The sequence below is a fragment of the Propioniciclava sp. genome (assembly GCF_029977985.1).
Taxonomy (GTDB): domain Bacteria; phylum Actinomycetota; class Actinomycetes; order Propionibacteriales; family Propionibacteriaceae; genus Propioniciclava.
The window spans coordinates 1-25,407 of the sequence record NZ_JARKOT010000141.1; the positions used below are offsets into that span (position 1 = coordinate 1).

Annotated in this window: 33 protein-coding genes; 11 read left to right on the forward strand and 22 right to left on the reverse strand. The window is 71.8% G+C overall.

Annotated features, from left to right (window positions below; all coding sequences use genetic code 11):
• The coding region (locus Q1K57_RS08980; protein WP_300081222.1) for a hypothetical protein at positions 1–336 on the forward strand (336 nt) is incomplete at its 5' end.
• On the opposite strand, the gene Q1K57_RS08985 is transcribed toward Q1K57_RS08980, so the two are convergent.
• The 3 genes from Q1K57_RS08985 to Q1K57_RS08995 form a co-directional block, all read right to left on the reverse strand.
• Complete coding sequence (locus Q1K57_RS08985; RefSeq protein WP_300081225.1) at positions 282–794, reverse strand: ClbS/DfsB family four-helix bundle protein; 513 nt, start codon at positions 792–794, stop codon at positions 282–284. The two genes, Q1K57_RS08980 and Q1K57_RS08985, sit on opposite strands and share 55 nt — an antisense overlap.
• A gap of 84 nt (positions 795–878) precedes the next feature.
• Positions 879–2,042, reverse strand: coding sequence for a glycosyltransferase family 1 protein (locus tag Q1K57_RS08990; RefSeq protein ID WP_300081228.1), 1,164 nt, complete (start codon positions 2,040–2,042; stop codon positions 879–881).
• Positions 2,042–3,208: a nucleotide sugar dehydrogenase gene (locus tag Q1K57_RS08995; protein WP_300081312.1), complete on the reverse strand. Its 1,167-nt coding sequence runs from the start codon at positions 3,206–3,208 to the stop codon at positions 2,042–2,044. Before Q1K57_RS08995 ends, Q1K57_RS08990 begins: the two co-directional genes overlap by 1 nt.
• Positions 3,209–3,480: 272 nt before the next feature.
• Between Q1K57_RS08995 and Q1K57_RS09000 the strand changes: the two genes are divergently transcribed.
• A complete protein-coding gene (locus tag Q1K57_RS09000) occupies positions 3,481–4,194 on the forward strand; it encodes a purine-nucleoside phosphorylase (RefSeq protein WP_300081231.1) in 714 nt (237 codons plus the stop codon).
• A 12-nt stretch (positions 4,195–4,206) separates the two neighbouring features.
• Here Q1K57_RS09000 and Q1K57_RS09005 read toward each other — a convergent pair whose 3' ends face one another.
• Positions 4,207–4,872, reverse strand: coding sequence for a hypothetical protein (locus tag Q1K57_RS09005; protein ID WP_300081234.1), 666 nt, complete (start codon positions 4,870–4,872; stop codon positions 4,207–4,209).
• A 142-nt stretch (positions 4,873–5,014) separates the two neighbouring features.
• Between Q1K57_RS09005 and Q1K57_RS09010 the strand changes: the two genes are divergently transcribed.
• Genes Q1K57_RS09010 through Q1K57_RS09025 form a run of 4 tightly spaced genes read left to right on the forward strand, consistent with a single transcriptional unit; the run spans position 5,015 to position 6,562 of the window.
• The gene (locus tag Q1K57_RS09010) at positions 5,015–5,290 is read left to right on the forward strand and encodes a hypothetical protein (RefSeq protein ID WP_300081318.1); all 276 of its coding nucleotides are present in this window, start codon (positions 5,015–5,017) and stop codon (positions 5,288–5,290) included.
• Positions 5,291–5,349: 59 nt separating this feature from the next.
• A complete protein-coding gene (locus Q1K57_RS09015; RefSeq protein ID WP_366525360.1) occupies positions 5,350–5,844 on the forward strand; it encodes an MBL fold metallo-hydrolase in 495 nt (164 codons plus the stop codon).
• Positions 5,845–5,892: 48 nt separating this feature from the next.
• Entirely contained in the window at positions 5,893–6,213 is a 321-nt protein-coding gene (locus Q1K57_RS09020) for an SMR family transporter (protein WP_300081237.1), read from the forward strand.
• A gap of 1 nt (position 6,214) precedes the next feature.
• On the forward strand, positions 6,215–6,562 hold the full coding sequence (locus Q1K57_RS09025) for a multidrug efflux SMR transporter (protein WP_300081240.1): 348 nt from the start codon (positions 6,215–6,217) through the stop codon (positions 6,560–6,562).
• On the opposite strand, the gene Q1K57_RS09030 is transcribed toward Q1K57_RS09025, so the two are convergent.
• From Q1K57_RS09030 to Q1K57_RS09095, 14 genes are all read right to left on the reverse strand, one after another.
• Entirely contained in the window at positions 6,529–7,170 is a 642-nt protein-coding gene (locus Q1K57_RS09030; protein ID WP_300081243.1) for a histidine phosphatase family protein, read from the reverse strand. The two genes, Q1K57_RS09025 and Q1K57_RS09030, sit on opposite strands and share 34 nt — an antisense overlap.
• Entirely contained in the window at positions 7,160–7,525 is a 366-nt protein-coding gene (gene rsfS / locus Q1K57_RS09035; protein ID WP_300081246.1) for a ribosome silencing factor, read from the reverse strand. Before rsfS ends, Q1K57_RS09030 begins: the two co-directional genes overlap by 11 nt.
• Before the next feature lie 16 nt (positions 7,526–7,541).
• Positions 7,542–8,174, reverse strand: a complete 633-nt coding sequence (nadD, locus tag Q1K57_RS09040; RefSeq protein ID WP_300081250.1) for a nicotinate-nucleotide adenylyltransferase — start codon at positions 8,172–8,174, stop codon at positions 7,542–7,544.
• A 1-nt stretch (position 8,175) separates the two neighbouring features.
• A complete protein-coding gene (locus tag Q1K57_RS09045) occupies positions 8,176–8,319 on the reverse strand; it encodes a hypothetical protein (protein ID WP_300081253.1) in 144 nt (47 codons plus the stop codon).
• Between the two features lie 103 nt (positions 8,320–8,422).
• On the reverse strand, positions 8,423–9,664 hold the full coding sequence (locus Q1K57_RS09050; RefSeq protein WP_300081256.1) for a glutamate-5-semialdehyde dehydrogenase: 1,242 nt from the start codon (positions 9,662–9,664) through the stop codon (positions 8,423–8,425).
• Between the two features lie 61 nt (positions 9,665–9,725).
• Positions 9,726–10,247, reverse strand: a complete 522-nt coding sequence (locus Q1K57_RS09055) for an AAA family ATPase (protein ID WP_300081259.1) — start codon at positions 10,245–10,247, stop codon at positions 9,726–9,728.
• A 2-nt stretch (positions 10,248–10,249) separates the two neighbouring features.
• Entirely contained in the window at positions 10,250–11,380 is a 1,131-nt protein-coding gene (gene proB, locus Q1K57_RS09060) for a glutamate 5-kinase (protein ID WP_300081262.1), read from the reverse strand.
• Positions 11,377–12,882 (reverse strand): GTPase ObgE, encoded by a 1,506-nt coding sequence (obgE, locus tag Q1K57_RS09065; protein WP_300081265.1) that lies wholly within the window; start codon positions 12,880–12,882, stop codon positions 11,377–11,379. Before obgE ends, proB begins: the two co-directional genes overlap by 4 nt.
• A gap of 44 nt (positions 12,883–12,926) precedes the next feature.
• Positions 12,927–13,295, reverse strand: a complete 369-nt coding sequence (locus tag Q1K57_RS09070; RefSeq protein ID WP_300081268.1) for a S4 domain-containing protein — start codon at positions 13,293–13,295, stop codon at positions 12,927–12,929.
• A 99-nt stretch (positions 13,296–13,394) separates the two neighbouring features.
• Positions 13,395–13,646 carry a hypothetical protein gene (locus Q1K57_RS09075; protein WP_300081271.1) on the reverse strand — a complete coding sequence of 84 codons (252 nt, stop codon included), beginning with the start codon at positions 13,644–13,646 and terminating at the stop codon, positions 13,395–13,397.
• 351 nt (positions 13,647–13,997) lie between these two features.
• A complete protein-coding gene (gene rpmA, locus Q1K57_RS09080; RefSeq protein WP_300081273.1) occupies positions 13,998–14,258 on the reverse strand; it encodes a 50S ribosomal protein L27 in 261 nt (86 codons plus the stop codon).
• A gap of 10 nt (positions 14,259–14,268) precedes the next feature.
• Positions 14,269–14,577, reverse strand: a complete 309-nt coding sequence (rplU, locus tag Q1K57_RS09085) for a 50S ribosomal protein L21 (protein ID WP_300081276.1) — start codon at positions 14,575–14,577, stop codon at positions 14,269–14,271.
• A 166-nt stretch (positions 14,578–14,743) separates the two neighbouring features.
• Complete coding sequence (locus tag Q1K57_RS09090; RefSeq protein ID WP_300081279.1) at positions 14,744–15,409, reverse strand: response regulator transcription factor; 666 nt, start codon at positions 15,407–15,409, stop codon at positions 14,744–14,746.
• Positions 15,406–16,332 carry a histidine kinase gene (locus Q1K57_RS09095; RefSeq protein ID WP_300081282.1) on the reverse strand — a complete coding sequence of 309 codons (927 nt, stop codon included), beginning with the start codon at positions 16,330–16,332 and terminating at the stop codon, positions 15,406–15,408. Before Q1K57_RS09095 ends, Q1K57_RS09090 begins: the two co-directional genes overlap by 4 nt.
• Before the next feature lie 44 nt (positions 16,333–16,376).
• Between Q1K57_RS09095 and Q1K57_RS09100 the strand changes: the two genes are divergently transcribed.
• The 3 genes from Q1K57_RS09100 to Q1K57_RS09110 all read left to right on the forward strand — a co-directional run bounded on the left by Q1K57_RS09100 (position 16,377) and on the right by Q1K57_RS09110 (position 18,925).
• Positions 16,377–16,616 carry a PTS sugar transporter subunit IIB gene (locus Q1K57_RS09100; protein ID WP_300081285.1) on the forward strand — a complete coding sequence of 80 codons (240 nt, stop codon included), beginning with the start codon at positions 16,377–16,379 and terminating at the stop codon, positions 16,614–16,616.
• A 162-nt stretch (positions 16,617–16,778) separates the two neighbouring features.
• The gene (locus Q1K57_RS09105; protein WP_300081288.1) at positions 16,779–17,525 is read left to right on the forward strand and encodes an ABC transporter ATP-binding protein; all 747 of its coding nucleotides are present in this window, start codon (positions 16,779–16,781) and stop codon (positions 17,523–17,525) included.
• Positions 17,522–18,925: an FtsX-like permease family protein gene (locus Q1K57_RS09110; RefSeq protein WP_300081291.1), complete on the forward strand. Its 1,404-nt coding sequence runs from the start codon at positions 17,522–17,524 to the stop codon at positions 18,923–18,925. The genes Q1K57_RS09105 and Q1K57_RS09110 overlap by 4 nt, the downstream gene beginning before the upstream one ends.
• Here the strand turns inward: Q1K57_RS09110 and Q1K57_RS09115 are convergent, their stop codons facing one another.
• Both Q1K57_RS09115 and Q1K57_RS09120 read right to left on the reverse strand, forming a co-directional pair.
• Positions 18,926–19,825: a L,D-transpeptidase family protein gene (locus Q1K57_RS09115; protein WP_300081294.1), complete on the reverse strand. Its 900-nt coding sequence runs from the start codon at positions 19,823–19,825 to the stop codon at positions 18,926–18,928. It abuts the gene before it with no gap.
• Between the two features lie 60 nt (positions 19,826–19,885).
• Positions 19,886–20,524, reverse strand: coding sequence for an alpha/beta family hydrolase (locus Q1K57_RS09120; protein WP_300081297.1), 639 nt, complete (start codon positions 20,522–20,524; stop codon positions 19,886–19,888).
• 81 nt (positions 20,525–20,605) lie between these two features.
• Here Q1K57_RS09120 and Q1K57_RS09125 point away from each other — a divergent pair, with 81 nt between their 5' ends.
• Positions 20,606–21,472, forward strand: coding sequence for a transglutaminase family protein (locus tag Q1K57_RS09125; RefSeq protein WP_300081300.1), 867 nt, complete (start codon positions 20,606–20,608; stop codon positions 21,470–21,472).
• A 29-nt stretch (positions 21,473–21,501) separates the two neighbouring features.
• On the forward strand, positions 21,502–23,556 hold the full coding sequence (locus Q1K57_RS09130) for an NAD(+) synthase (RefSeq protein ID WP_300081303.1): 2,055 nt from the start codon (positions 21,502–21,504) through the stop codon (positions 23,554–23,556).
• 18 nt (positions 23,557–23,574) lie between these two features.
• Here Q1K57_RS09130 and Q1K57_RS09135 read toward each other — a convergent pair whose 3' ends face one another.
• Positions 23,575–24,375: a PIG-L family deacetylase gene (locus Q1K57_RS09135; protein ID WP_300081306.1), complete on the reverse strand. Its 801-nt coding sequence runs from the start codon at positions 24,373–24,375 to the stop codon at positions 23,575–23,577.
• The gene (locus Q1K57_RS09140; RefSeq protein WP_300081309.1) at positions 24,372–25,133 is read right to left on the reverse strand and encodes an NINE protein; all 762 of its coding nucleotides are present in this window, start codon (positions 25,131–25,133) and stop codon (positions 24,372–24,374) included. Before Q1K57_RS09140 ends, Q1K57_RS09135 begins: the two co-directional genes overlap by 4 nt.
• Between the last annotated feature and the right edge of the window lie 274 nt (positions 25,134–25,407).

Genomic DNA, 25,407 nt, shown 5'->3' on the forward strand with positions numbered 1-25,407 from the left:
CCGCGCAGCACATGCACCACATCGGCGTTGTTCTGGCGTCCCCACGACAAGGGCGTTCTCTCCTCCACACCCCCGGTGGGTAGCGTCTCCGTTCGTGGAGGCGTCGACAGAACGCTTTTCATCGCGGTCGAGGACCTCGACGCCTTCGAACTCGCACACGACGTGACCCAGGACGCCGACGGCAACCTCGGCGTCGTCCAGCGCGTGGCGACCGATCAGCGGTCAGCCTGGGCCTTGGTGGACGCCTACCTCCAAGGACCTTGGCGTCCAGCAGCCAAGGTTCAGCCGGAGAAAGTGCGCTGGTGCCTGCGGAGCTTCTTCATCGCCCAGTCGTAGTGGCTCGACGTCCCACCGACGAAGTAGGCACCGAGCGTCGTTGACTTGGTCCATGCATATGCCCCGCGAGAGAAGATTTCCTCGTTGGTGTGCTTCTCGATCAGTCCGATGACTTCGGCGTGGGAGGTCTCGAGTGCGCTCCTGGCGTCCTGATGCGCCACCGTCTGCGCACTCACCCAGATTCTTTGGTTGAGGTCAGGAAGCGTCCGCCAGGTGTAGCCCTCTCCTGGCACTGCGGGAACACCTCCCTCCAGGCACCCAATACGGTGCCACTCGATGAGCATCCGGTGCCATCTGTGCAGGTGCCAGAGCACGTCGCGAACGCTGCGGTCGCGATCCTCGAAGACGAACGCGGCTGTGAGAGCACTCACTGGGAGGTTGTCAACGAAGTTGCTGAGCTTCGTGAAGCCTTTCGTAGCTGCAGCCAGTAGATCTGCCTTGCTCGTTGGTCGGGCCATGTCATCGCCCGTCAATGGGGAGGCAGACGTCGGTCACCCACGCAGCGAGGTCGGGGTTCTGCGCTGGGCCGCGCGGATCGTTGTTCACGCCCGCATCTCCTGCCGCACGCGTCCTGCCCTCTCCAGCACGCGTTCCGCGATGACGGCCCGATAGTGGTCCACGACCTCGTCACAGACCGTCGTCCAGGTGCGATCGCGGACCTTGGCGCGCCCGGCCGCCCCCATGGCGGCCGTCGTCTCCGGAGAGGCCAGCAGTCGCCCCACGCACCGGCGCAGGTCCTCGCGGTCGCCCGGCGCATAGAGCAGTCCGTCGACTCCGTGGTCCACCAGGTCGACGGGGCCGCCGCGCCGGGGCGCCACCACGGGGACGCCGCTGGCGTGCGCCTCCTGCAGGGTCTGACCGAAGGTCTCGAACTCGCCTGTGTGGACGAAGATGTCCAAGCTGGCCATCACCTCCCCGAGCCGCCCTCCCGAAAGGTGACCGAGGAAGAGGGCTGAGGGCAACAGGTCGCGCAGCGCAGGCTCCAACGGGCCATCCCCCGCGATGACCAGCCGGACCCCCGGAAGATCACCGACCGCTGCCAAGGCGTCCACCTGCTTCTCGGGGGCAAGGCGACCGACATAGCCGACGATCGTCTCGCCTCGCGCGGCCACGGCCCTGCGCCACAGATCGCTGCGGTGGCCCGGCGAGAACCGCACGGTGTCGACCCCGCGACCCCACCGATGCAGGCGCGTCACGCCGTGGCGCGCCAGCAGGCTCGCCGAGAAGGTCGACGGGACCAGCGTGCGCTGCGCCTTCGTGTGGATGTTGCGCAGGCGGCGCCACAGCAGCGACTCCAGCTGGGGAAAGCCGTACTGGGCGGCGTAGGCCGTGACCTCCGTCTGGTAGACCGCGACGGACGGGACACCCAGGGCGCCGGCCGCCTGCAGCGCCTCCCAGCCGAGGACCAGCGGGCCGGCCAGATGCACGACGTCGGGCGCGAACGCGGCCAGGTGCGGGTGGAGGACGAAATCGGGGGTCAGCGAGATCCGGACGCCCCCGTAGCCAGGGAAGGGCATGGACGGCAGAGCCAGCACCCGGAAGCCCTCGACCTCGTCGGGCACGCCCCGCATCGCCGGCGCCAACACGAGCGCCTCGTGGCCGGTCTCCCGCAGGTGGGCGAGCAGCCGCACGACCGAGTTCGTCACGCCGTTCATGTGGGGCAGGAACGACTCGGCCACCACAGCCACCCGCAGGGACTCCCCCATCAGTCGCGTCCGAACAGGTCGCGGGTGTAGACGCGGTCGGCCACGTCGGCGAGGTCAGGGGACCAGCGGTTGGCCACGATGAGGTCGGCCCGCGCCTTGAACTCGGCCAGGTCGGACACGACCTCCACGCCGTCGAGCACGAGCCCGGCGTCCTCGGGTTCGTAGACCACCAGCCGGGCTCCGGAGGCCCGCAGTCGCGCCAGCACGCCGAGCACCGACGAACCGCGCGCGTTGTCCGACCCCGCCTTCATGGCCAGCCGGTGGACGCCGACGGTGGCGGCGCCGCGCAGGCGGATGTCGAGGGCGACGAAGTCCATGCGCGTCTCGTTGGACTCGACGATGGCGGCGATGAGGTTCTGTGGGACCTCTCGGTAGTTCGCCAGCAACTGGCGGGTGTCCTTGGGCAGGCAGTAGCCGCCATAGCCGAAACTGGGGTTGTTGTAGTGGTCGCCGATCCGCGGGTCCAACCCGACCCCGTCGATGATCGAGCGGGCGTCGAGCCCGTGTTTGGCGGCATACGTGTCGAGTTCGTTGAAGTAGGCCACCCGGAGCGCCAGATAGGTGTTGGCGAACAGCTTGGTCGCCTCGGCCTCGTCGCTGGCCATCAGCCGAATGGGGGTGGCGGGCTCGGCCGACGCCGCGACGAGCAGCTCGGCGATGCGCTGGGCGTCCGGCCCCGGATCCGAGACGATCACCCGGGTCGGGTGGAGGCAATCGTGCAGGGCCCGCCCTTCGCGCAGGAACTCGGGAGAGAACAGCAGCCGCAAACCGGGGTGGCGTGCCCGGAGCCGGCGCGTGTGCCCCACCGGGACGGTCGACTTGATCACCACCACGGCGCACGGGTTCCTCTGCGCCACCTCCGCCACCACGGCGTCGACGCTGGTCGTGTCGAACGCGTCCGTTCCCGGGTCGTAGTCGGTGGGGGTCGCGACGAACACGACGTCGGCGTCCCCCCAGGCGCCCGCCGGGTCCGTCGTGGCGCTCAGGTGCGTGGCCCCGGCGCGCAGGGCGAGGTCGATGTCGGGGTCGGCAACCGGGCTGCGGCGGTCGTTGACCGCCGCCACCCGCCGCGGGTCGATGTCGGTGGCGGCGACGCGGTGTCTCCCCGCCAACAGCACCGCGAGTGCCGTCCCCACATAGCCCAGGCCGACGACGGCGATTGACAGGCTGTCCGGCCGCGCGCGACCGGCTCCGGACCGTTCCGGAGCGGCGACCCGGCCGCGTCGTCGCTGGCTCCCGGGCGTGATGGCTGGTGGCTCCATGACTCGATTCACGCAACCCCACATGACCGGCGGGCGACGGACGCGCGGTGGGTTGCGCGACGAACGGGTGAACGGAACCCGACGACGTGGCTCCGGTGCGGTCGGGTGGCGGCGCGCCCCTCGCCGCACGACATGGCAGAATGCTGGGTCGCAGCACACCTTGTCGAAGGAAGACCGTGACCACACCGCACATCAGCGCCGAGCCCGGCCAGATCGCTCCCCTCGTCCTCATGCCCGGCGACCCGAAGCGCGCGGCGCGCATCGCGGAGCAGCACCTCGACGGGGCCGAACTCGTCTCCGACGTGCGCGGCATCGGCTGCTGGACGGGCACGTATCGCGGCACCCCGATGAGCGTCATGGCGTCCGGCATGGGCATCCCGTCGATCTCGATCTACGCCACCGAACTGTTCCGCTTCTACGACGTCCGCCGGATCGTCCGCGTCGGCACCTGCGGCGGCATGGCGGACGCCGTCGCCGTCGGCGACACGATCGTCGCCACGGCCGCGCACACCAACGCGTCGCTCTCCACCCTCCTGGTGCCCGGCGTGAGCCTGTCGTGGGCGGCGTCCTACCCGTTGCTGCGGGGCGCCATGGACGCCGCTGCCGCACGGGGGACGGGCGGCGTCCATGCCGGACCCGTCTACTGCTCCGACCACTTCTACCTCGCCCGCCCCGACCTCACCCAGGGCCTCGTCAAGCTGGGCACGCTCGGCGTGGAGATGGAGTCAGCCGGCCTCTACGCCTGCGCGGCCGCCGAAGGCGGCGAAGCCCTCACGGTCCTCACCGTCTCCGACCACCTCTTCGATGCGAGCCGCGACATGTCCGCGGCCGAGCGCGAGACCCTGTTCGCCACCTCCGTCGAGATCGCTGCCGCCGCGCTCCTCGCCTGACAGCGGCACGCGTCAGGACGCCGCCGGCTCGCCCGTCGGCTCCGGCAACGCCACGGTGAACCACGGCAGGCAGAACTGGACCAGCGGCCCCACCGCCAGGGCATACGCGATCGTCGCCACCCCGAGGACGCCGCCGAGCGCCCAGCCGAGCAGCACCACCGACACCTCCAGCCCGGTCCGGACCGCGCGCAGCGACCAGCCCGTCCGCCGGGCGAGCCCGGTCATCAGGCCGTCGCGCGGGCCGGGACCGAGTTGGGCACCGATGTAGAGCCCTGACGCGACCCCGTTGAGCACGATGCCGCCGACCACGAACGCCACCCGAACGGCCAGGTCCGACGGCCGTGCCATCACCGCCAGGGTGGCGTCCGCCGCGAGGCCGACGACCACCGCGTTCGCAACCGTCCCGAGTCCCGGCGCCTGCCGCAGCGGGATCCACGCCAGCAGGACGAGCGCGGAGGTCGCGATCACCGCCTGCCCGAACGTCAGCGGCACGTGCAGCGCGATGCCTTGGTGCAGCACGTCCCACGGCATCGCCCCCAACGCGCCGAGCACGAGCAGCGCCGTCGAGACCCCGAACAGGACCAGCCCGAGCGCCAACTGCGCGAGGCGGCGCCCGAGCCGACCCGCGCGCACCTGCGCGAGTGGGCCCAGCGGGGCGAGCGGAACGAAGCGGCGCACGCCGACGAGCATCCCCGCTCCAGGCCGTCGGGGGCCACTCCGGACGCCCCCCCGGCCCGGCATGCGGACGCCGGCGGCGTCCGGGCGAGGGGGACCCAACCAGGGTCTGCCAACAGGCGGGGGCGTCTGCAACGCTGGTCCCATGAGCGATGCAGCCACCACCGACACCACACCCGCCCAGGCGAAGGCCCCCGCGACCCGATTCTTCGGCCCCGAGGCCTTCGAGCCCCTCGACGGCACCGAACTCCGCTGGCTCGGCATGGCCGGCTGGCTCATGAACAGTCGCGGGACAACCCTCATGATCGACGGGCTCCTCGGCGGTTTCGACATGCCGATCATGATCGACTTCCCGATCGCACCCGCCGAGGTGCCCCACCTGGACGCCTACCTCGCCACCCACAGCGATGCCGACCACTAAGCGTCTGGACCTGCCAGGGCATCAAGGACGTCACGGACGCCTACCACGCGACCCGCTACGTGGCGTCGCTCATGGAGGGTGAGGGCCTGCCCGCCCACGGCCACGACATCGGCGACACGTTCACCGTCGGCGACGTGCGGGTCACGCTCACGCCCGCCGACCACGCCTGGCAGAACGAGTTCCCCGGCAAGTACGGCCGCACCTTCGCGCCCGAGGACTGCTGTGGCTTCTGGCTCGAGACCCCCGACGGCGTGTTGTGGGCGCCGGGCGACTCGCGGCTCATCCGCGACCACCACCTCACCATGCCCACCCCCGACGCCATGCTCTTCGACTTCTCCGACTCCTCCTTCCACTTCACCCTCGCCGGGGCGATCGAGATGGCCAACGCCTACCCGCACGTGCCGTTGCTGCTGCACCACTGGGGCAGTGTGGACGCCCCCGCGTACTCCCCCTTCAACGGCAACCCCGCCGACCTGATGGACACGGTTGTCAACCCCGAACGCATCCAGGTCCTGGCGCCGGGCCAGCCCTTCGCGCTGCGTCGCCTGTCCTGAGCCCCCGGTCGGCCCGGCCCGCGGACGCCGCGTGCTAGCGTCGCCGGGGTGTCACTCGCATGGCTGGTGCTGATCCTGTCGGGCGCGCTGGAGGCCGTCTGGGCCGTCGCGCTGTCGGCGTCGCAGGGGCTGCGGCGCTGGCGTCCGGCCGTGGTGTTCCTTGCCGCGATGGCGGCGTCCATGGTGGGGCTGGCGTACGCCATGCGCGAGATCCCGACAGGGACCGCCTACGCCGTGTGGGTGGGTATCGGGGCGACGCTCACGGTGATCGCCGGGGCGGTGCGCGGGGTCGAGCGGCTGACGGCCGTCCGCACGCTGCTGCTGGTGCTGCTCGTGGGCTGTGTGGTCGGCCTCAAGGTGGTGAGCTGACATGGCGTGGGTGGTACTGCTGCTCAGCGCGCTGTGTGAGGCCGTGTGGGCGACCGCGCTGGGGGCGTCCGACGGGCTGAGCCGGCCACTGCCGACTCTCGTCTTCGCGCTCTTCCTCACGCTCAGCGTGGCGGGGCTCGGCTGGTCGCTGAAGTCCATCGGCGTCGGCACCGCCTACGCGGTCTGGACGGGGGTCGGGGCGGCGCTCACGGTGGCCTGGGCGATGGGGACGGGCGCCGAGCCTGCCGATCCCCTCCGCATCGCCCTGCTCGCCGGCATCGTCGCCGCCGTGATCGGGCTGAAGTTCGCGGGCGGTCAGTCCGAGCGGGGTGACGCGACGGCGTTGTAGGTGAGCAGGCGCCAACGGGCGGCGTGCTCGAGGATCGTCCACGAACAGTTCCACAGGCCCGACAGTGCGTACGAGCCGGCGAAACCCAGCCCGAGGGTGAGGGCCGTGCCGACGCGCAACGCCAACCCGTGGCCCACGACCACGATCGTCTCGCCGGGACGCCGCTGCACCACCTCGGCCAGCACGCCCGCGATCCTCTCCCCCGCCTCGGTTGCGGTCTCGCCGGTCTCCGAGCGGCGGAAGTCCTCACCCGCCGCCAGTTTCTCCGCGAACCACGGGTGCGCCGCGCCCACCTCGGCGACGCTCAGCCCCTGCCAACGGCCCACATCGATCTCCCGCAGCCTGGCGTCCGTTTCGACGCTCAGCCCGGTCGCCGCCGCGATGGCCGCGGCGGTGTCCCGCGCGCGGGCCAGGTCCGAACTGAGGAGATGGGCCGGCTTCAGCGCGGCGATGCGGCCGGCGACCGCGTCCGCCTGCTTGCGCCCGACCCGGTTGAGAGGCGTGTCCTGCTGGCCCTGGAACCGGCCGGAGGCGTTGGCGTCCGTCTGCCCGTGCCGCACGAGGACCAAACGGGTGCGCGGCGCGTTCGAGGCAGGTTCAGGCGGCATCGACCGTGACCGGGATCGCCGGGCAGTCGCGCCACAGGCGCTCCAGCGAGTAGAGCTCGCGCTCCTCCGCGTGCTGGACGTGCACGACGAGGTCGCCGAAGTCGATGAGCACCCAGCGCGCCTCGCGGTCGCCCTCGCGCCGGATCGATTTCACGCCGACCCGGTGCAGCGCCTCGTCGACGGCATCGACCACCGCCGAGACCTGCCGCTCGTTGGACGCCGTCGCGACCAGGAAGACGTCGGTGATCGCGAGGCGCTCCGACACGTCGAAGGCGACGAGGTCGGTGGCCAGCTTGTCGGCGGCCGCCTGCGCCGCGATCTGGGTGAGCTCGAGGGCGTTCTCGGTCGCCGCCATGCAACTCCTTGTGGTTCTACGTTTCGCGGTAGAGGCCGCGCTTGGTGATGTACTGCACGATACCGTCCGGTACGAGGTACCAGATGGGCTCGGACGCCGCCACGCGCTCGCGGCAGGCCGTCGAGCTGATCGCCATGGCGGGCACCTCGAGCAGGGTGACCTTGTCGGCGGGCAGGTGGGAGATGTCCTTCTGCTCCAGGTCGACGCCCGGCCGGGAGACGCCTACGAAGTGGGCCAGGTCGAACAGCTCGTCGTGCCCGCGCCACGTGAGAATCTGGCTGAGGGCGTCCGCGCCGGTGATGAAGAAGAGCTCCGTGGAGGGTCCGCGCGTGGCGCGCAGGTCGCGCAGGGTGTCGACGGTGTACGTGTCGCCCGCACGCTCGATGTCGACGCGGCTCACCGAGAACCGCGGGTTGGACGCCGTCGCGATCACGGTCATCAGGTAGCGGTCCTCCTTGGCGGAGACCTTCTTGCCGGCCTTCTGCCACGGCTGGCCGGTGGGGACGAACACGACCTCGTCGAGGTCGAACCGTGTCTGCACTTCGGACGCCGCGACCAGGTGGCCGTGGTGGATCGGGTCGAACGTGCCACCCATGACGCCGAGGCGCCAGGTCTCCTGGCCCTCTCCGAGGGCGAGGCGTGGGCTCATGTCACTTGGAGGTGGTGTGCGGTCGGCCCGAGCCGAAGAGCATCGTGATCATCGCCACGCCGGCGAGGGTTGCGAACGCGATGGCCCCGACGGTGATGGCCATCCCGTAGTTCGCCGTATGGGCAGCAGTCTCCAGCAGCGTCATGCGCGGGAGCATACCGGTTGCGCCGGGAGCCCCACCTTTCCGCGCCGAAAGCCCCGCCGGTTCGCGCCGTACGGCCCGGCCGCCGAACCGGGGGTCTTGGCGGTCAGGGACGGGTCTGACCCGACCCGGTGACGAGGTACTTCGTGGACGTCATCTCCGGCAGCGCCATCGGGCCACGCGCGTGGAGCTTCTGCGTGGAAATGCCGATCTCGGCACCGAAGCCGAACTCTCCGCCGTCGACGAACCGGCTCGAGGCGTTGACCAGGACGGCGGCCGCATCCACCTCGGCGGCGAAGCGCTCGGCGGCGGCGAGGTCGGCCGTGACGATGGTCTCCGAGTGACCTGTCGAGTGTGCACGGATGTGGTCGAGGGCGGCATCCAGGTCGGGAACGATCGCACACGCCAGGTCGAGGCTCAGGTACTCCGCGTCGAACTCGTCCTCGGTGGCCGGCACGACGGCGTCCGAATAGGCCACCACCGCGGGCGTGCCGTGGACCGTGACGCCGGCGTCCGCCAAGGCCTCCAGCGCTCGCGGCAGGAACGTCGGGGCAGCGTCCGCATGGACGAGGAGGGTTTCGAGCGCGTTGCACACCGAGGGCCGCTGGGTCTTCGCGTTGAGGAGGAGGGCGAGCGCCTGGTCGTGGTCGGCGGAGGCGTCGACGAAGAGGTGGCAGTTGCCGGTGCCCGTCTCGATGACCGGCACCTTCGATCCTTCGACGACCGCGTTGATGAGCCCGGCCCCGCCGCGCGGGATGAGCACGTCGACCAGCCCGCGGGCGGCCATCATCTCGGCGGTGACTTCGCGGCCGCCCTCGACCAGCTGGACCGCATCGGCCGGGAGCCCGGCCGACTCGACGCCTCGGCGCAGCGCCGCGATGATCGCCCGGTTCGACTCCAAGGCCGAGCTCGACCCGCGCAGCAGCGCAGCGTTGCCCGACTTGAGGCAGATGCCGGCGGCGTCAGCAGTGACGTTGGGGCGCGCCTCGTAGATGATCCCGACCACGCCGAACGGCACCCGCACCTGCCGCACCCGGACGCCGTTGGCGTTGGTCCAGCCGCGCACGACGTCGCCCACGGGGTCGGCGAGCCCGGCCAACTGCCGCAGCCCGTCGGCCATGCCGGCGATGCGATCGGGCGTGAGCCGGAGGCGGTCGATCAGGGACGCCGGCGTCCCGGCCTGCTCGGCGCGGGCGATGTCGGCGGCGTTCGCGGCGAGGACGGCGTCCTGGTCGGCGAGGAGCGCCTCGGCCATGGCGTTCAGCGCGGCGTCCTTGGCGGCCCGGGAGGCGGTGGCGAGTCGCCGGGAGGCGTTCTTGGCGGCGCGCGCCTGGTCGGTGAAACTCATGGACTGCATGGTAAGCGCGTGCGGCGGCACGGGACGGCCGCGCCCACGGGCCGGTTGTCCGTCAGGCGCCCGCGAGGGCTGCCGCCACCTCGTCGAGATCGATCTCGGACGCCGTGTCGAGGGTGAGGCGGGCTTCGTCCCCCCACGGGGCCGTCTCGGCGCGCCGCCGCTCCACCTGCGCCCACGTGACCTCGTCGAATCCGGCCAGACCACGTCGCCGCGCCTCGATCCTGCTCCGGTGGAGCGCCTCGTCGGAACAGACGACGTCCACGAACACGCATCGGGCCGCCGCGGTCTCCCCCAGGCGGGTCCACATCGCCCGCGCCTGGGGCACGTAGTTGGCCGCGTCGACGACGACATGGGCGTCCAGGGCGAGATTCGCCCGGGCCACCTCCTCGGCCACCAGATAGGCGGCCAGGCCTCGCTCGAACGATGCCTCGATGCCAGCGCGAGCCAGCGCGGACTCCAGCGGGTCCACCGACACCAGCACCGCCCGCAGACGAGCCGCGAGAAGGCCGGCCACCGTGCTCTTGCCGGCCCCCTGCAGCCCCGCCATCGCGACCAGCACCGGCGCCGTCGGCATGGTCAGCCCCGGAACTTCTTGCGCAGGATCAGGGCGTCGCGGTGGACCAGTTCCCGGTCGAAGCCCTCGCCGCGCTCGGCGACCAGGTCGCGCGTGGACCGGCCGATGATGGAGGGCAGGTCTGCCGCGTCGTAGCTGCTCAACCCGTGCCCGACGAGGCCGCCGTCGGGGTCGACCATGCGGATCGGGTCTCCCGCGTGGAAGTCCCCCGAAAAGCCCGTCACGCCGGCGGGCAACAGCGACGCGTTCCGCTCCACCACCGCGCGCACGGCGCCGGCGTCCAGCCTCACCTCCCCCGCCACCTGCGACGCGTAGGCGAGCCAGAGCAGCCGCCGCGACCGGCGGCGTCCGGACGGGTGGAAGTACGTGCCCACCGGCTCGCCGGCGAGAGCGGGCGCGACGGCGTCCGCCGAAGCCAGCACCACGGTCACCCCCGCGTGCGAGGCGATCTTGGCGGCCTCCAGCTTGGTCGTCATGCCGCCGGTCCCCACGGCCGCGCCGCCGTGGGAGGTGTCGACCATGAGGTCTTCCACCTCGGGCACGTCGACGATCCGACGCGCCCCGGGACGCTCCGGGTGGTCGGTGTAGAGGGCGTCGACATCGGACAACAGGAACAGCGCGTCCGCCTCGACCACGTGCGCCACGAGGGCGGCCATGCGGTCGTTGTCACCGAAGCGCAGTTCGTTGGTGGCCACCGTGTCGTTCTCGTTGACGACGGGCACCACGCCCAGCTCGAGCAGCCGCGTGAACGTCCGTTGCGCGTTGGCGTAGGACGCCTTGCGCGCTATGTCCTCGACCGTCAGCAGCACCTGGCCGACCCGCAGACCGTGCGAGGCGAACAGCGACGTGTACCGCGCCAGCAGCAGCCCTTGCCCCACGGACGCGGCCGCCTGTTGGCTCGCCAGATCGCGCGGACGCCGCGTCAACCCGAGCGGTTCGAGGCCAGCCGCGACGGCGCCCGAGCTCACGACGACGACCTCTTTTCCGGACGCCCGCGCCGCGGCGATGGCGTCCACGAGGGCGTTCATGTGGGCGGCGTCGAGGTGACCGGCGGCGTCCGTGATGGAACTGCTGCCGATCTTGACGACGATCCGCCGGGCGGTGGCGATGTCGTGGCGGAGGACGCCGGTCATGCGTCGTCCTCGTCCTCGCCCCAGCGCCAGCTGCGCTTCGGGTCGCGGGGTAGGCCCTCGGACGCCGCCCGCGCGGCGTGGTACTCGGCGTCGAGCTCGCGACGCCGCCGCACCGACGCGCGCTCGGTGTGGAGTCGCTCGTCGTCGCCGCGGCGGGCGAGGATCTCGGCACCCGAGGCGATCTGGGGGGCGAAGTCGAACACGACCGGGTTCTGGCCCGCGCCGATCGCGACCGCGTCGCCCTCGCGGGCACCCTGGGAGAGCAACTCGTCCTCGATGCCGAGGCGGGTGAACCGGTCGGCGAGGTAGCCGACGGCCTCGGGGTTGGCGAAGTCGGTCTGCTTCACCCAGCGTTCGGGCTTGGTGCCCTCCACACGCCACACAAAGCCGCCCTCGCCGTCGCCCATGCGGCGGATAGTGAACTCGGGCCCGGTGCCCGCCACCGGGGTGGGCCGGATCACGATCCGCTCGGGGATGCGCTCGGGCTCGGCGGCCCGGCGCTCGGCGACGAGCGCGGCCATCGCGTAGGAGAGTGCCTGCAGCCCCTCCCCCGACTTGGTCGAAATCCGGAACACCGTCAACCCGCGCGCCTCCAGATCGCCGGCGACGAGATCGGCCAGTTCGGCGGCGTCCGGGATGTCGATCTTGTTCAGCGCCAAGAGGCGCGGCCGATCCTCCAGGCCGCCGTGCGCGGCGAGTTCGCCCTCGATGACGTCGAGGTCGCTGACCGGGTCGCGGCCAGGTTCGTAGGTGGCGCAGTCGATGACGTGGACGATCGCCTGACACCGCTCGATGTGCCGCAGGAAGTCGTGACCGAGCCCGCGCCCCTCGGACGCCCCCTCGATCAGTCCGGGCACGTCGGCGACGGTGAACGTCGTGTCGCCCGCGACGACGACGCCGAGGTTGGGCACGAGGGTGGTGAACGGGTAGTCGGCGATCTTGGGCCGTGCGCGGCTGATGGCCGCGATGAGGCTGGACTTGCCCGCGCTGGGGAAGCCGACGAGCCCCACGTCGGCGAGGACCTTCAGCTCCAGGGTGATCGTGCGCTCCTCGCCCTCCTCGCCGAGCAGGGCGAAGCCCGGCGCCTTGCGGGCCGAGCTCGCGAGCGCCGCGTTGCCGAGCCCGCCGCGTCCCCCGGCGGCGACGACGACCTCGGCGCCGTCGCCGATCAGGTCGGCGAGCACCTCGCCGGTGTCGGCGTCCGAGACGACCGTGCCGTCGGGGACGGCCAACACGACGTCCTCGCCGTTGGCGCCGGCCTTGTGACCGCCCTCGCCCTGGGCGCCGTTCGTGGCGCGACGCTGGGACTGGCGGTGGTAGTCGACGAGCGTGGTGAGTCCCTCGTCGACGCGCAGGATGACCGAGCCGCCCTGGCCGCCATTGCCGCCGTCGGGGCCGCCGAGCGGCTTGAACTTCTCGCGGTGGACCGACACGCAGCCGTGCCCGCCGTTGCCGCCGGCGACGCGCAGCGTGGCGCGGTCGACGAAGGAGGGAATGGCCATGGTCTGATCTCCGGTCAACTCGGCGGCGTGGGGACCGGTCGATTCTACCGACCCCGGAACGAGTCCAGCTCGCGGCGCTGCTTCTTGGTGGGCCGGCCGGTGCCGCGGTCGCGGACGGCGACCTTGCCCGCCATCGCCGCGATGGGGGGCGGCTGCGCGGGCGTCTTGTCCAGGTAGGCGCGCTGGGCGACGGGCGCCCCGACGCGCTTGACGAGGGTCGGGTCGAGCACCTCCAGCACCCGTTCGGTGTGGTCGTCACCCCGCACCCGGACCGTCTGCCCCGCCACGACGAGTTGGGCCGGCTTCGCGGTGAGGTTGTCGACGCGGACGTGGCCACCCCGGATGGCCGCGGTCGCCTGCGAGCGGGTCTTGTAGACCCGCACCGACCACAACCACGCGTCGAGGCGTCCCATGAGCCCACTCTAGGCCGCGCGTCGGCGAGAGATCCGGCGGCGCTGCTGACGCAGCACCCGCTCGACGAAGCGGGCGAACTCATCAGGGTGGTTCAGCACTCAGGCGGCCTCGACCCGCGTGACGTGCCACCCCAACTCGGCCAGCCGCTGGATGCGCGCCATACCGGCGTGCCACTGCTCCGTCGACCCGTGGTAGGCGAAGCCATCGATCTCGAACCCCACCCGGGATGCGCTGAAGGCGACGTCGAGCACGAACCGTTCGGTCGGGTCGTCCGTGCGCAGGGCCAGGTTGCCCACCCAGCCCACCACGCCCCGTTTGCGCAGCGCCTCGTGGGCCACCGATTCGGCCACCGACCACGCGTTGTCGCGCAGCAGCCGGATCGCCTTCGCCCGAGCCCGGTTGCCCCGGCGGCCGGGAGTCTGGGCGAGGGCACTCTCGAGCGGGCCATCGCGCCCCGCCCCGCCTCGAGCGCCTTCCTCAGTCGTGGGTCCACTCCAACACATTCGCCCTCGAGTGGCGAAATCCGTCACGCGGGGGCGGCCGAGTTCGTCGAGATTCTGATTTCACTGGGGTCGATGCGCCTGAATCGCCACAGTGATGCGATTAATGGCCATCGACCCCGGTGAGATCAGGATCGGCCCCAACACAAAGCAGGGGCGGCCCCATCGGGACCGCCCCTGCTCACAGGAGTCTGTGTCAGTTCACTCCGCGTCGGCGAGCGCCACGTTCACGACCTTGCGGCCGCGACGGGTGCCGAACTCGACAGTGCCCGCCGCGAGGGCGAACAGGGTGTCGTCGCCGCCTCGGCCGACGTTGTCGCCGGGGTGGAAGTGGGTGCCGCGCTGGCGGACGATGATCTCGCCGGCGTTGACGACCTCGCCGCCGAAGCGCTTGACGCCGAGCCGCTGCGCGTTGGAGTCGCGCCCGTTGCGCGAGCTGGATGCGCCCTTCTTGTGTGCCATGTCAGTTCCCTCAGCTCTCGATGCCGGTGACCTTGACGCGGCTGTAGCGCTGGCGGTGGCCCTGGCGCTTCTTGTAGCCGGTCTTGTTCTTGTACTTGAGGATGCGGATCTTCGGGCCCTTGTGCTCCGCGAGCACCTCGGCGGTCACCGTCACCTTGCCCAGCTTCGCTGCGTCGGTCGTCACGGCGTCGCCGTCGACCAGCATCAGCGGGGTGAGGTTGACGGTGCTGCCGATCTCCGCGTCGATCTTGTCGACGGTGAGGACATCGCCGACGGCAACCTTGTGCTGGCGTCCGCCGCTGCGCACGATCGCGTACACGCCTGACCTACTCTCTTAGCGATTAGCTTGTCGATGGGTGCCGGGGGCAGCGAACGCGATCGCGCCCGCGCAGGCACCGAAGGTCAAGAATACTCAAGCGCCCAACCGAGGGTCAAACCGGCGGTGTTTCGTGGACGCCGCCCCGCCGGTCCCTTGCCCTGCCGCCCTACTCCCCCGCGGCCAGGAACGCGAGGACCGCCCGGACCCGGCGATTCTCCTCGTCCGGGCCGAGGTCCAGCTTGGTGAACACGTTCGCGACGTGCTTGCTGACCGCCCCCGGCGACAACACCAGACGCTCCCCGATCTGCGCGTTCGACAGCCCGCGCGCCATGAGTTCGAGCACTTCGCGCTCCCGCCGGGTGAGCGCGGCGAGGCGGGACGGCGTCCGGTGGACCAGCCGGGCGGCCACGTCCGGATCGATGACCACCCCGCCCGCCGCCACGATGGCCAACGAGCGCATGAAGTCGGCGACCCGGGCGATCCGGTCCTTGAGCAGGTAGCCCAGACCGCCGACGCCCACCGGCGCCGCCTGCCCGGGTGGCCCGAACAACTGGTGGGCGTACTCGGGGGCCACGTACTGGCTCACGACGAGAATGCCCGTCGCCGGCCACCGCTCCCGGATCTGCAGAGCGGCCCGCAGGCCGTCGGTGAGATCGGGCGGCATCCGCACGTCGGTGATCACCACATCCACCGCCCCCGCGGCGTGCCCCACCACCGCCAGCAGTTCGGTCGCGCTGGCCGCCTGACCGACGACCGTGTGCCCCTGCCGCTCGAGCAGCCCGACGAGCCCCTCGCGCAGCAACGCCGAGTCGTCCGCAACCACCAGCCTCATGCGCCCTCCTCCCTCACGCCCGGTTCGCCGCTGCGCAGCAGCAGCGGCAGCCGGGCGGCCACCGTCGTCGGCCCGCCGGGCGGGCTGGTCACGGTCAGGTCGCCGCCGAACGCCCGCAACCGCTCGCGCATGCCCGCCAGCCCGCGTCCCCCCACGATCGCGGCGCCGCCGGGCCCGTCGTCGACGACGCTCACATGCAGGTCCTTGTCGGCGCCCATGACGACGCTCACCGCCGAGCCGGGGGCGTGCTTGGCCGCGTTGGTCAGCGCTTCGGCCGTGAAGAACCATGCCGCCGACGCCACTCCGGGCGGCAGCCCCGTCAGAGCGTGCGGCACGCGTAGGTCGATCGCTCGCCCCGCACCCGAGAGCCGCGCCACCAGTTCCCGCAGCGCCGCCTCGAGCCCCTGCTCGGCCAGCAGCCGCGAGTGCACCCCGGCCACCGTCTCGCGCAGGGCGGCCAGGGCGGCGTCCACCTCGTCCTGGGCCGCAGCCAGGAGGCCGGACGCTTCGGCGGGCCGGCCCTGCTCCACCAGCAGCGCCGCCTCGCCGACCTTCATCGACGCGGCGACGAGGTACTGCTGCGCGCCGTCGTGCAGATCGCGCTCGACGCGGGCGCGCTCGATCTCGAAGGCCTCCACGATGGCGCGCCGCGACTCGGTCAGCCGGTGCACGGTCGCCGCGTGCCCTTCGCCGGCCAGCAGTTCCACCCCGGACGCCGCGACCGCCGCCCGAGCGATCGCCCGCGTCTTGAGCACCTCCAGCACGCTGATCGCGGCGAGCACCAGGACCCCCACGACCAGCGCCCACACCGCCAGGAGGGACTCGACGAGAAGGCTCAGCAGCAGCCACAGCACCCCGCCGGCCACGACCGAGCCGACCTGGGCGGCCACCAGCCACCAGCGGGGCCGGACCGTGTCGCTCACGAACGACACCTTAGGCTCAGGGCGGTCAGCGTAGGCTCACCCCCGTGCGTATCCAGTTGTTCTGCGCCGGGGGGTTCAGCAGCAGCCTGCTCGTCTCCCGCATCACGGACGCCGCCAAGGCAGCGGGCGTGGACGCCGAGGTCAGCGCCACCGCGTTCATCAAGGCCACCGAGATCGATCCGGACGTCGACGTCATTCTCGTGGGTCCTCAGGTCGCCTATCTCGTCGACAAGTACCGTCCCGAGGCCGACCGGCTGGGCATTCCGCTGCCGTCATGCCCATGACCGATTACGGCCGCATGGACGGAGCGAAGATGTTCGCCCTGGCGCAGCGGCTCGTGGCCGAGAAGGAGGCGCCGTCCTCCTGAGCGGGGGTGGACCCAGCTCCACCCCAGGTCGGGTGCTGGCACCCTGGGCGGCCGATCGCCCGAGCGGTCGAATGGAGGCATGAACATCACCGCCACCCAACCCGTCCCCGGCGCGACCGCCACCGACGAGACGCTGCGCGCCGAGGGGCTCGTGTTGCGCTACGGCCCGGTCGTCGCCCTCGGCGGCGTCTCGCTCACCATCCCTGCCGGTCAGTCGGTCGCCGTCATGGGCCCCTCCGGCTCGGGCAAGTCGACGCTGCTCCACTGCCTGTCGGGCATCCTCGTCCCGGACGTCGGCCGTGTCGTTCTCGGTGCCACGCCGGTGTCGACCCTGAAGGACGCCGCCCGCTCGCGCCTGCGCCGCGAACGGTTCGGGTTCGTCTTCCAAGATGGCCAGCTGGTCGGCGAACTGCCGGCACGCGAGAACGTGGCCCTGCCGCTGCTGCTCGCTGGCATGTCCCGCCCGGACGCCCTCGCTCACGCCGACCGGTGGCTCGAACGGCTCGGCCTCGACAAGACCATGGGAAACCGGCGGCCCGGAGAGCTGTCGGGTGGACAGGCGCAACGCGTCGCGATCGCCCGGGCGTTGGTGCACGATCCGGCGGTCATCTTCGCCGACGAGCCGACCGGCGCCCTCGACCAGACGACCGGCCACGAGGTGATGCAGATCCTCACCACGACCGCCCGCATGGCAGGCGCGACCCTCGTCGTCGTCACCCACGACCTCGCCGTGGCCCGCTGGTGCAGCCGCCTCGTCGAAATCAGGGACGCCCTCGTCCACGCGGACACGCTGCTCGCGGCGTCCGGTGAGGAGGACCACCGATGAGCGCCACCCTCGCCCTCTCCGCGCGCCTGGCCGGCGCCCGCCTGCGCGACCCGCGGGGGACGGGCGCGCTCGACGTGTTCGCGGTCCTCGCCCACGGGGTCACCGCATGGCTGTCGTTCGTGGTCGCCTCGGGCACGTGGATGTTCGTGCAGCGGCGGGAGCACGTCCCTGCCTGGCTGTTGGGGTTGACCGACCCGGAGGCGAGCACCATCCTCCCGACCACCTATGTGGTTCTCGCCGCCATCGCTTGCGCCCTGCTGGTGCTGCCGATCCTCGGGCTCGGCGGTGCCGCCGCCCGGCTGGGCGCCCGAGGGCGTTCGCGACGGCTGGCGTCCCTGCGGCTCGTCGGCATGACGAGCGGCGAGGTGGTCGGCATGAGCGTCGTGGAGGGTCTCGTCCAGGCCGCGGCCGGCGTGGTGGTCGGCCTGCTGGCGTGGGCGGCGTCCGTCCCCGTTCTCGGCCTGCTCTCGTTCCAGAACACGCCCATCGCGGCCGCCGAGCTGCTCATGCCGTGGTGGCTCTGGCTGGCCGTGATCGGGGTGATCGCGCTGCTCGCGGCGGCGTCCACCGTGCTCGGCCTGGCCCGGGTGCGCATCTCGCCGTTGGGGGTGTCGCGCCTGGCCACCAACCCGGCGCTGCGCGCCTGGCGCGTTGTGGCCCTGCTCGTCGGCGTCCTGGCGATCGCTGGCCTGGGCGCCGTCCTGCGCCTGCCGTTGGGTGGGCTGGTGATGGGGCTCATGTTCGCCGGCATGCTCGCGTTCGGCATCGCCATGATGAACCTGTTCGCGCCGTGGTTGCTGCAGCTCGTGGCGCGCCTGGGCGTCCGGACCGGCTCCCCCGCCCGCCTGCTCGCGATGCGGCGCATCGTGGCCGACCCCAAGTCGGCCTGGCGCAACGTGAGCTCGCTGGCGCTGATCGGTTTCGTGGTGGGCATGCTCGCCGCCATTCCGCTGGAGAACGACGCGTTCGCCGACTTGGACGCGGTCAGTCGGGTTCTCATGGAGGACATCCGTGCAGGCGCCATACTCACCCTCGGCATCGCGCTGGCCGTCGGGGCGGCGTCCACCGCGCTCGCTCAGAGCTCCGACGTGGTCGACCGCGGCGACGAGCTGGTGGCTCTCGACAAGATGGGCGTCCCGCCCGAACTGGACGCCGCGGCCCGCCGCCACCAGGTGGCGCTGCCGCTGCTGTTCACGCTCCTGCTCTCGCTGGGGCTCGGTGTGGCGGCGTCCCTGCCGATCGTCTCCCAATTGCCGAACACCCTGGGTCTCGGCGTGTCGAGCCTGGTCACGCTGGGGGCGACGGTGGCGGGGGCGCTCACGCTCAGTCTCTTGGCCGCGGAGTCGACACGTCCGCTGCGCCGGCGCGCCCTCCAGACCCGCGTGCGCCGCAACGACTGATCAGTAGACGTACACGAGGGCGTCGATGGGGGTGTTCCTGAAGATCCACTGCGCATCGTCGCGGTCACCCACGTTGACGCAGCCGTGGCTGGCCCGCGCGTAGCCACGGCGGTGGAAGTCGGCGCTGTAGTGCACGTACATGTTCGGGTCGAACATGACGCTGTAGGGCATCGCCCCGTCGCCGTAGTTCTCCGACGGCGGGCTCACGCTCTTGTCGTAGACGCGGAACAGGCCGTTGGCGGTCGGGTACAGGCGCCACTTCTCGTGGTCCTTGGGGTCGAAGTTCCAGCCGCCCGTGCGGATCGCGAAGATGTTCTCGACGCGGCCGTTCCGCATCCAGCGCAGCGTCTGGGTTCCCTGGTCGACGCACAACACGACCCCGTCGAGGCGGCACTCAGCGGGGAGTTCGGTCGAGCGGGCGGGCTGCCCGGACGCCAGCGCGTACCACGTCGTCACGTCGACGACAGCGGTGGGCTTCAGGTCGCGCGACCGCTGGTACCGGTGGATGGCGTTGGCGGCGCTGACGCTGATGCGCTCGGTCGGATCGGTGGTGAGGAAGCCGAGCTTCGCCAGCTCTTCCTGGGCGAGGGTGGCGCACGCCCCCTTCGACCAGACCTGAATGGTCGTGTCGAGACAGGCGCCGAACTTCTCCTGCTGGGCGGCGGTCAACTCCGGGAGCGGGGCGGGCGTCTCGGGATCAACCCACCGGCGCACGCCCAGCTCGGTGTTGACCGTGGGGGTCGGGGTAGGAGTCGGCGTCCACGGGGCTGAAGGGGTGGGGCTCGAGCCGATGGTTTCGTCCCGGACCGCGGGCGACGCCGTTTCCACGCCCTTGTGGGGCGTCAGCGCGCACCCGGCGAGCGTCAGCAGGAGCAGCGCGGAGGCGATGATCTTCTTCACGGGGAACTCCCGGGGTGCCGAGGGGTGTGGCCCCATCATCCCGCAGAACCCGCAGGGACCCTAGTTTCTGGCAACCGACCCGGCGAAGGTTGCCACCGCCTCCACGAGGGCGGGCGCGGCGGCGCGCGGGAACGCGTGGGTCGCGCCCGGAACGACCACGAGCCGGCGCGATCCGGCATGGGAGGCGGCCAGCGCGGCCCTCAGCTCCTCGGGCGTTCCGAAGGGGTCGCGCGCCCCCGAGACGAGCAGGACGGGCGCGGCAACGGGCGTCAGTTCGGCGATGCGGGACGCGTCGGGCTTGCCCGGGGGGTGCAGCGGGAAGGAGAGGGCCACGACCGCGGCGACGTCTGACGTCCAGGTGCGGCAGGCGATGCGGGCGCCGGCGCTGCGGCCCCCGGTGAGCAAGGGCACGCCGGGGTGGAGCGCGCGGGCGGCGTCCACCCCGGCGGTCCACAGCGGATCGGACGCCGGCGGCCGCGGCCCGACCTTCTTCCCGGCCACGCGCCATGGCAGTTCGAACCGGGCGACCGCGACGCCGCGGGCCGGCAGGGCGGCGGCGACGGCGTCCAGGTCGACGGTGGCAATCTGCCCCGAATGGCCTCCGCCGAGGACGAGCAGCACCCGCACCTCAGCACCCGCAACCACGTGCAAGCGGCCGGGTCCGGCGTCCGTGGGCACGTCGTGGACCATCTCAGTCATGCTCCCATGATGCGCGACCCGGGCCTCAAGCCGCACAATGGACGCCCAGCCCCCTCAGCCCGAGCCCGTGCAAAGGACCAGATGAACACGCGCACTCTCGCGATCGGCGCCAGCTTCCGCCACGTCGCCCAGCTGCCCACGCCGACCCTGGCGTTGATCGAGCACAAGCACGACGAGGTCGAGACGGTCAGCAGCTCGTGGACCACCTCGCCCGAGATCGAGATGACCGACTTCACCGACCTCTACGGAAACGTCGGGAAGCGGTTCATCCTCCCGGCGGGCGAGTCGGTCTACAAGTACTCGGCGGTCGTCAAAGTGCCCGACGCCCTCGACGAGGCCGACGTCGACGCCCCCCAGGTGCCGGTCGAGGAGTTGCCGGACGACGTGCTGCCCTTCCTGTGGCCGAGCCGCTACTGCCAGTCGGACGTGCTCGCCCGCGACGCGTGGACGCTCTTCGGCAGCCAGGAGCCGGGCTACCGGCGCGTGCAGGAGATCTCGTCGTTCGTGCACGAGCGCGTGCAGTACCGCACCGGCTCGACCATGTCGTGGTACACCGCCGTGGACGCCTTCAACAACGGCTACGGCATCTGCCGCGACCTCGCCCACACCTTCATCGCGCTGTGCCGGGCCATGAACGTGCCCGCACGCTACGTGTCGGGTTACCTGCCCGACATGGATGTGCCGCCGCTGCCGACCGAGATGGACTTCCACGCCTTCACCGAGGTGTACCTCGGCGGCCGGTGGTGGACCTTCGACCCGCGCCACGACGCCCGCCGCAAGGGGCACGTCGCGATCTCGCGCGGCCGCGACGCCGTCGACTGCGCCCTCGCCACCACCTTCGGGAACCCGTGGCTGAAGCGCATGCTCGTCACCAGCCACGAGGTCGACGAGGCCGGCGAGCCCGTGGGCCTGCGCACCGGCTACGACCCGCAGTTCCCCGAGGACTGATCCGACCGCTGCGGCCGACACACCGTGCGATGCTAGGCCGCATGGACTTCCGGAACCTCTACGACCACGGTTTCGTCCGGGTCGCCGCGGCCACGCACCCGCTCCGCCTGGTGGACCCGAGCCGCAACGTGGCCGCCGTCGTGGCCAGCGCGCGCGCGTTCGGCGAGCAGGGCGTGGCGCTCGTGGTGTATCCCGAGCTCGGCCTGGTCGGCTACTCCATCGAGGATCTGCTCCTGCAGGACACGGTGCTGGACGCCGCCGCCGACGCCCTGACCGACCTGGTGGAGGCGTCCAAGGAACTCGCACCCGTCCTGGTCGTGGGGGCGCCGCTGCGCTCGCTGCATCGCATCCACAACTGCGCGGTGGTCATCCACCGCGGCGTGGTGCTCGGGGTCGCGCCGAAGGTGTACCTGCCCACCTATCGCGAGTTCTACGAGCGCCGCCAGATCGCCCCGGGCGACGATGTGACCGGCTTCATCACGGTCGCCGGCCAGGAGGCGCCGTTCGGCGCGGACCTGCTGTTCGAGGCGTCCGACGTGCCGAACCTGGTGCTCGCGGTGGAGGTGTGCGAGGACCTGTGGGTGCCGATCCCCCCGGCTGCCGAGGCGGCGCTCGCGGGGGCCACGGTGATCGCGAACCTGTCGGGGTCCCCCATCACCGTGGCGAAGGCGGTCGATCGGCACCTGCTGTGCGCGTCGGCGTCCTCGCGCTATCTGTCCGCCTACGTGTACGCCGCAGCCGGCGAGGGCGAGTCGTCGACCGACCTGGCCTGGGACGGCCAGACGATGATCTACGAGAACGGCACCCTGCTCGCCGAATCGGAGCGCTTCCCCGAGGGGGCGCGCGCGTCGATCGCCGACATCGACGTGGGCACGCTGCGGCAGGAGCGTCTGCGGCAGGGCACGTTCGACGACAACCGGCGCGTGCACGCCGACCGGGTGGCCGAGTATCGCACCGTCACGTTCGAGCTGGGCCGGCCCACGGGCGACCTGGGCCTGAGGCGTCCCCTCGCGCGGTTCCCGTTCGTGCCCGCCGATCCGCAGCGGCTCGCGCAGGACTGCTACGAGGCCTACAACATCCAGGTCTCGGGGCTGGAGCAGCGGCTGCGCTCCATCGGGCAGCCGAAGGTGGTCATCGGCGTGTCGGGCGGTCTCGACTCCACCCACGCCCTGCTGGTCGCCGCCCAGGCCATGGACCGCATGGACCGCCCGCGCACCGACATCCTCGCCTTCACGATGCCCGGCTTCGCAACGAGCGACCACACGAAGAGCAACGCCACCGACCTCGCCCGTGCGCTCGGGGTCAGCTTCGAGACGCTCGACATCATCCCCGCCTGCCGGGCGATGCTCACCGAGATGGGGCACCCGTTCGCCGAGGGCGAGCCCGTCTACGACGTCACCTTCGAGAACGTGCAGGCCGGCATGCGCACCGACTACCTGTTCCGCATCGCCAACCAGCGCGGCGGGATCGTGCTGGGCACCGGCGACCTGTCCGAGCTGGCCCTCGGCTGGTGCACCTACGGCGTGGGCGACCAGATGAGCCACTACAACGTCAACGGCGGCGTCCCGAAGACACTCATGCAGCACCTCATCCGGTGGGTCATCAGTTCGGGTCACTTCGGGGACGCCGCGGGCGCCACCTTGGCCTCGATCCTCGACACCGAGATCTCGCCCGAACTCGTGCCGGTCGGCGAGGGCGAGAAGCCGCAGTCGACCGAGGACTCGATCGGCCCCTACAACCTGCAGGACTTCACCCTGTTCCACATCCTGCGGCACGGCATGGTGCCGTCGAAGATCGCGTTCCTCGCGTGGCACGCCTGGTCGGACGCCGCCGCCGGCGCCTGGCCGGGTGGTTTCCCCGAGGGCAAGCGGGTCGCCTACGACCTGGCGACGATCAAGAAGTGGCTCGAGGTGTTCTGCAAGCGGTTCTTCGGGTTCGCGCAGTTCAAGCGCTCGGCGCTGCCGAACGGGCCGAAGGTCGTGCGCGGCGGGTCGCTCAGCCCGCGCGGCGACTGGCGGATGCCGTCGGACGCGAACGCCGACATCTGGGTCGACGAGTTGCGGCGCAACGTGCCCGACGCCTGATCGACCCGCCCCGCGCGTTCAGGCGAAGGGCCAACCGTCGACCATGCCGGGGGCGCGGCCGGCCTCGAGGTAACACTCGCGGCCGAACATGGCGGCGAAACCCTCGGCCGGGAGCGCGAGGAGACCGGCGGCGTCCGTCTGGGACGCGTGGGCGGCGAGCGCCTGCCGCTTGACGCCGAGGTAGGCGCTCACGTCCACCGACCAGGCGAGCTCCGCCTCGGGCGTACCGATCGGGTTGCCGTCGTCGGCGGGGGCGTCGACGTCCCAGACCTCCTGGCCTTCGGGGAGCATGCCCTGGTCGAGGGCGAGTCGCATGATCCGGCGCAGGTGGTCGCGGTTGAGGGAGACCTCGAGGTGGCGCGGGCGGCGGGCGGCGTACTCGACGGCGTGGCGGGCGATGCGGTGGACCATGATGTGGTCCGGGTGGCCGTAGCCCCCGTGCCAGTCGTAGCCCACGACCGCGTCCGCGTCCTCCTCGTCCAGGATGGCGGCCACGTCGTGGCCGACGGCTGCGGCGTCCGCCATCCAGAGGGCGTCCGGGGCGGTGTTCGTGTCCCAGCCGGTCATGCCCGAGTCGGCGAACCCCAGCCAGACGAGGCGGTGGACGCCGGTCGCGCGGGCGGACGCCTCGGCCTCGGCCCGCCGGTGGTCGGCGAGCGAGGCGTCGGCGTGGAGTTCCTCGGGACGGCTGCCGTGGTCGCCGCCGGTCGCGTAGACGCAGACGACGCGGTGCCCCTCGGCGACCGCCCGGGCCATGGTGCCGGAGGTCTGGGACGCCTCGTCGTCCGGGTGGGCGTGGACGAAGACGATCGTGCTCACGGGTGCAGCGGGCGGCCGTCGGAATCGACGGGATCGCCGGTGAGCATGATGATGCCGTCGATGAGCGGCCAGATCGCCCCCACCCCGCACGTGAGCCACGAGACCAGGATCTGCGCGACGGCCGTGCCGGCGTCCCCGAGGTAGAACCGGCCGACGCCGAAGCTGCCGAGGAAGATCTGGAGCAACCCCGCGGTCACCTTCGACTTGTCCGAGAACGGGATGCCCGTCCGCGGGTCGATGCCGTAGGGCGCCCACGGGGTGGCGCCGAACGGCGTCCCGGGCGGCGGGGTCGCGCCGTAGGGCGACGCCTGCAGCGGCGTGCCCGCGTAGGGGGTCTGGGCGTGGGGGGCCTGTGGGTAGGAGCTCTGCGGGTAGGAGTTCTGTGGGTAGGAGTTCTGCGCGTGAGCGTTCTGCGCAGAGGGGTTCTGCGCGTAGGGATTCGAGGCGTGGGGATCCTGGGCATAGGGGTTCTGCGCGGCGCGCTCGGCGTACGGATCCACCGGCTGGGGCTGCGGGAACGGCGGCTGCGACGCGCTCCTGGGGTCGGGCTGCGGGAACACTGGAGGAGCCTGCGGCTCGGACGGCGGTGCGGACGCCTGGCCCGGGGCGGGCTGCGCGAAGTCGGGGAGGCCGGCGGGGAGTGTCTGCTCGGCAGGGGTGTCGCCCATCTCGGAGCTGGTACCGGGCGGAACAGGCGTCGGCTCGTCCTGGCCGGGAACGCCCTCGGCTTCGGGCGGGCGCGGGGTCGTGTCGGACATGCCCCGCACTCTAGGCCGTCCGGCCGAACAACCCGTGTCGGTCCCCGCTCTGCGGACGCAGCCGGTCCGGTGCGTGGTACCCATGCCCGTGCGTGGAATCCCGGCGCACCGGGCGTCGGCCTGGCGCACGCAGGGGGCGAAACCGGGACGACTCGGGGACGCCACGCGCTGTCGGGCGGAAACCCCGTGGAATCCTTGGACCCGTGGATCTGATGGCCCTCTCCCCCGCCGACGAGCTCCGACGCACCCGCCTGCGCCGGATGAAGGGCGTCGC

Coding starts and splice junctions, on each gene's coding strand:
- Q1K57_RS08985 (WP_300081225.1), bottom strand. CDS start 794: ATGGCCCGACCAACGAGCAAGGCAGATCTACTGGCTGCAGCTACGAAA.
- Q1K57_RS08990 (WP_300081228.1), bottom strand. CDS start 2,042: ATGGGGGAGTCCCTGCGGGTGGCTGTGGTGGCCGAGTCGTTCCTGCCC.
- Q1K57_RS09010 (WP_300081318.1), top strand. CDS start 5,015: ATGAGCGATGCAGCCACCACCGACACCACACCCGCCCAGGCGAAGGCC.
- Q1K57_RS09025 (WP_300081240.1), top strand. CDS start 6,215: ATGGCGTGGGTGGTACTGCTGCTCAGCGCGCTGTGTGAGGCCGTGTGG.
- Q1K57_RS09030 (WP_300081243.1), bottom strand. CDS start 7,170: ATGCCGCCTGAACCTGCCTCGAACGCGCCGCGCACCCGTTTGGTCCTC.
- rsfS (WP_300081246.1), bottom strand. CDS start 7,525: ATGGCGGCGACCGAGAACGCCCTCGAGCTCACCCAGATCGCGGCGCAG.
- nadD (WP_300081250.1), bottom strand. CDS start 8,174: ATGAGCCCACGCCTCGCCCTCGGAGAGGGCCAGGAGACCTGGCGCCTC.
- Q1K57_RS09045 (WP_300081253.1), bottom strand. CDS start 8,319: ATGACGCTGCTGGAGACTGCTGCCCATACGGCGAACTACGGGATGGCC.
- Q1K57_RS09050 (WP_300081256.1), bottom strand. CDS start 9,664: ATGAGTTTCACCGACCAGGCGCGCGCCGCCAAGAACGCCTCCCGGCGA.
- Q1K57_RS09055 (WP_300081259.1), bottom strand. CDS start 10,247: ATGCCGACGGCGCCGGTGCTGGTCGCGATGGCGGGGCTGCAGGGGGCC.
- proB (WP_300081262.1), bottom strand. CDS start 11,380: ATGACCGGCGTCCTCCGCCACGACATCGCCACCGCCCGGCGGATCGTC.
- obgE (WP_300081265.1), bottom strand. CDS start 12,882: ATGGCCATTCCCTCCTTCGTCGACCGCGCCACGCTGCGCGTCGCCGGC.
- Q1K57_RS09070 (WP_300081268.1), bottom strand. CDS start 13,295: ATGGGACGCCTCGACGCGTGGTTGTGGTCGGTGCGGGTCTACAAGACC.
- rpmA (WP_300081273.1), bottom strand. CDS start 14,258: ATGGCACACAAGAAGGGCGCATCCAGCTCGCGCAACGGGCGCGACTCC.
- Q1K57_RS09090 (WP_300081279.1), bottom strand. CDS start 15,409: ATGAGGCTGGTGGTTGCGGACGACTCGGCGTTGCTGCGCGAGGGGCTC.
- Q1K57_RS09105 (WP_300081288.1), top strand. CDS start 16,779: ATGAACATCACCGCCACCCAACCCGTCCCCGGCGCGACCGCCACCGAC.
- Q1K57_RS09110 (WP_300081291.1), top strand. CDS start 17,522: ATGAGCGCCACCCTCGCCCTCTCCGCGCGCCTGGCCGGCGCCCGCCTG.
- Q1K57_RS09120 (WP_300081297.1), bottom strand. CDS start 20,524: ATGACTGAGATGGTCCACGACGTGCCCACGGACGCCGGACCCGGCCGC.
- Q1K57_RS09125 (WP_300081300.1), top strand. CDS start 20,606: ATGAACACGCGCACTCTCGCGATCGGCGCCAGCTTCCGCCACGTCGCC.
- Q1K57_RS09130 (WP_300081303.1), top strand. CDS start 21,502: ATGCTAGGCCGCATGGACTTCCGGAACCTCTACGACCACGGTTTCGTC.
- Q1K57_RS09140 (WP_300081309.1), bottom strand. CDS start 25,133: ATGTCCGACACGACCCCGCGCCCGCCCGAAGCCGAGGGCGTTCCCGGC.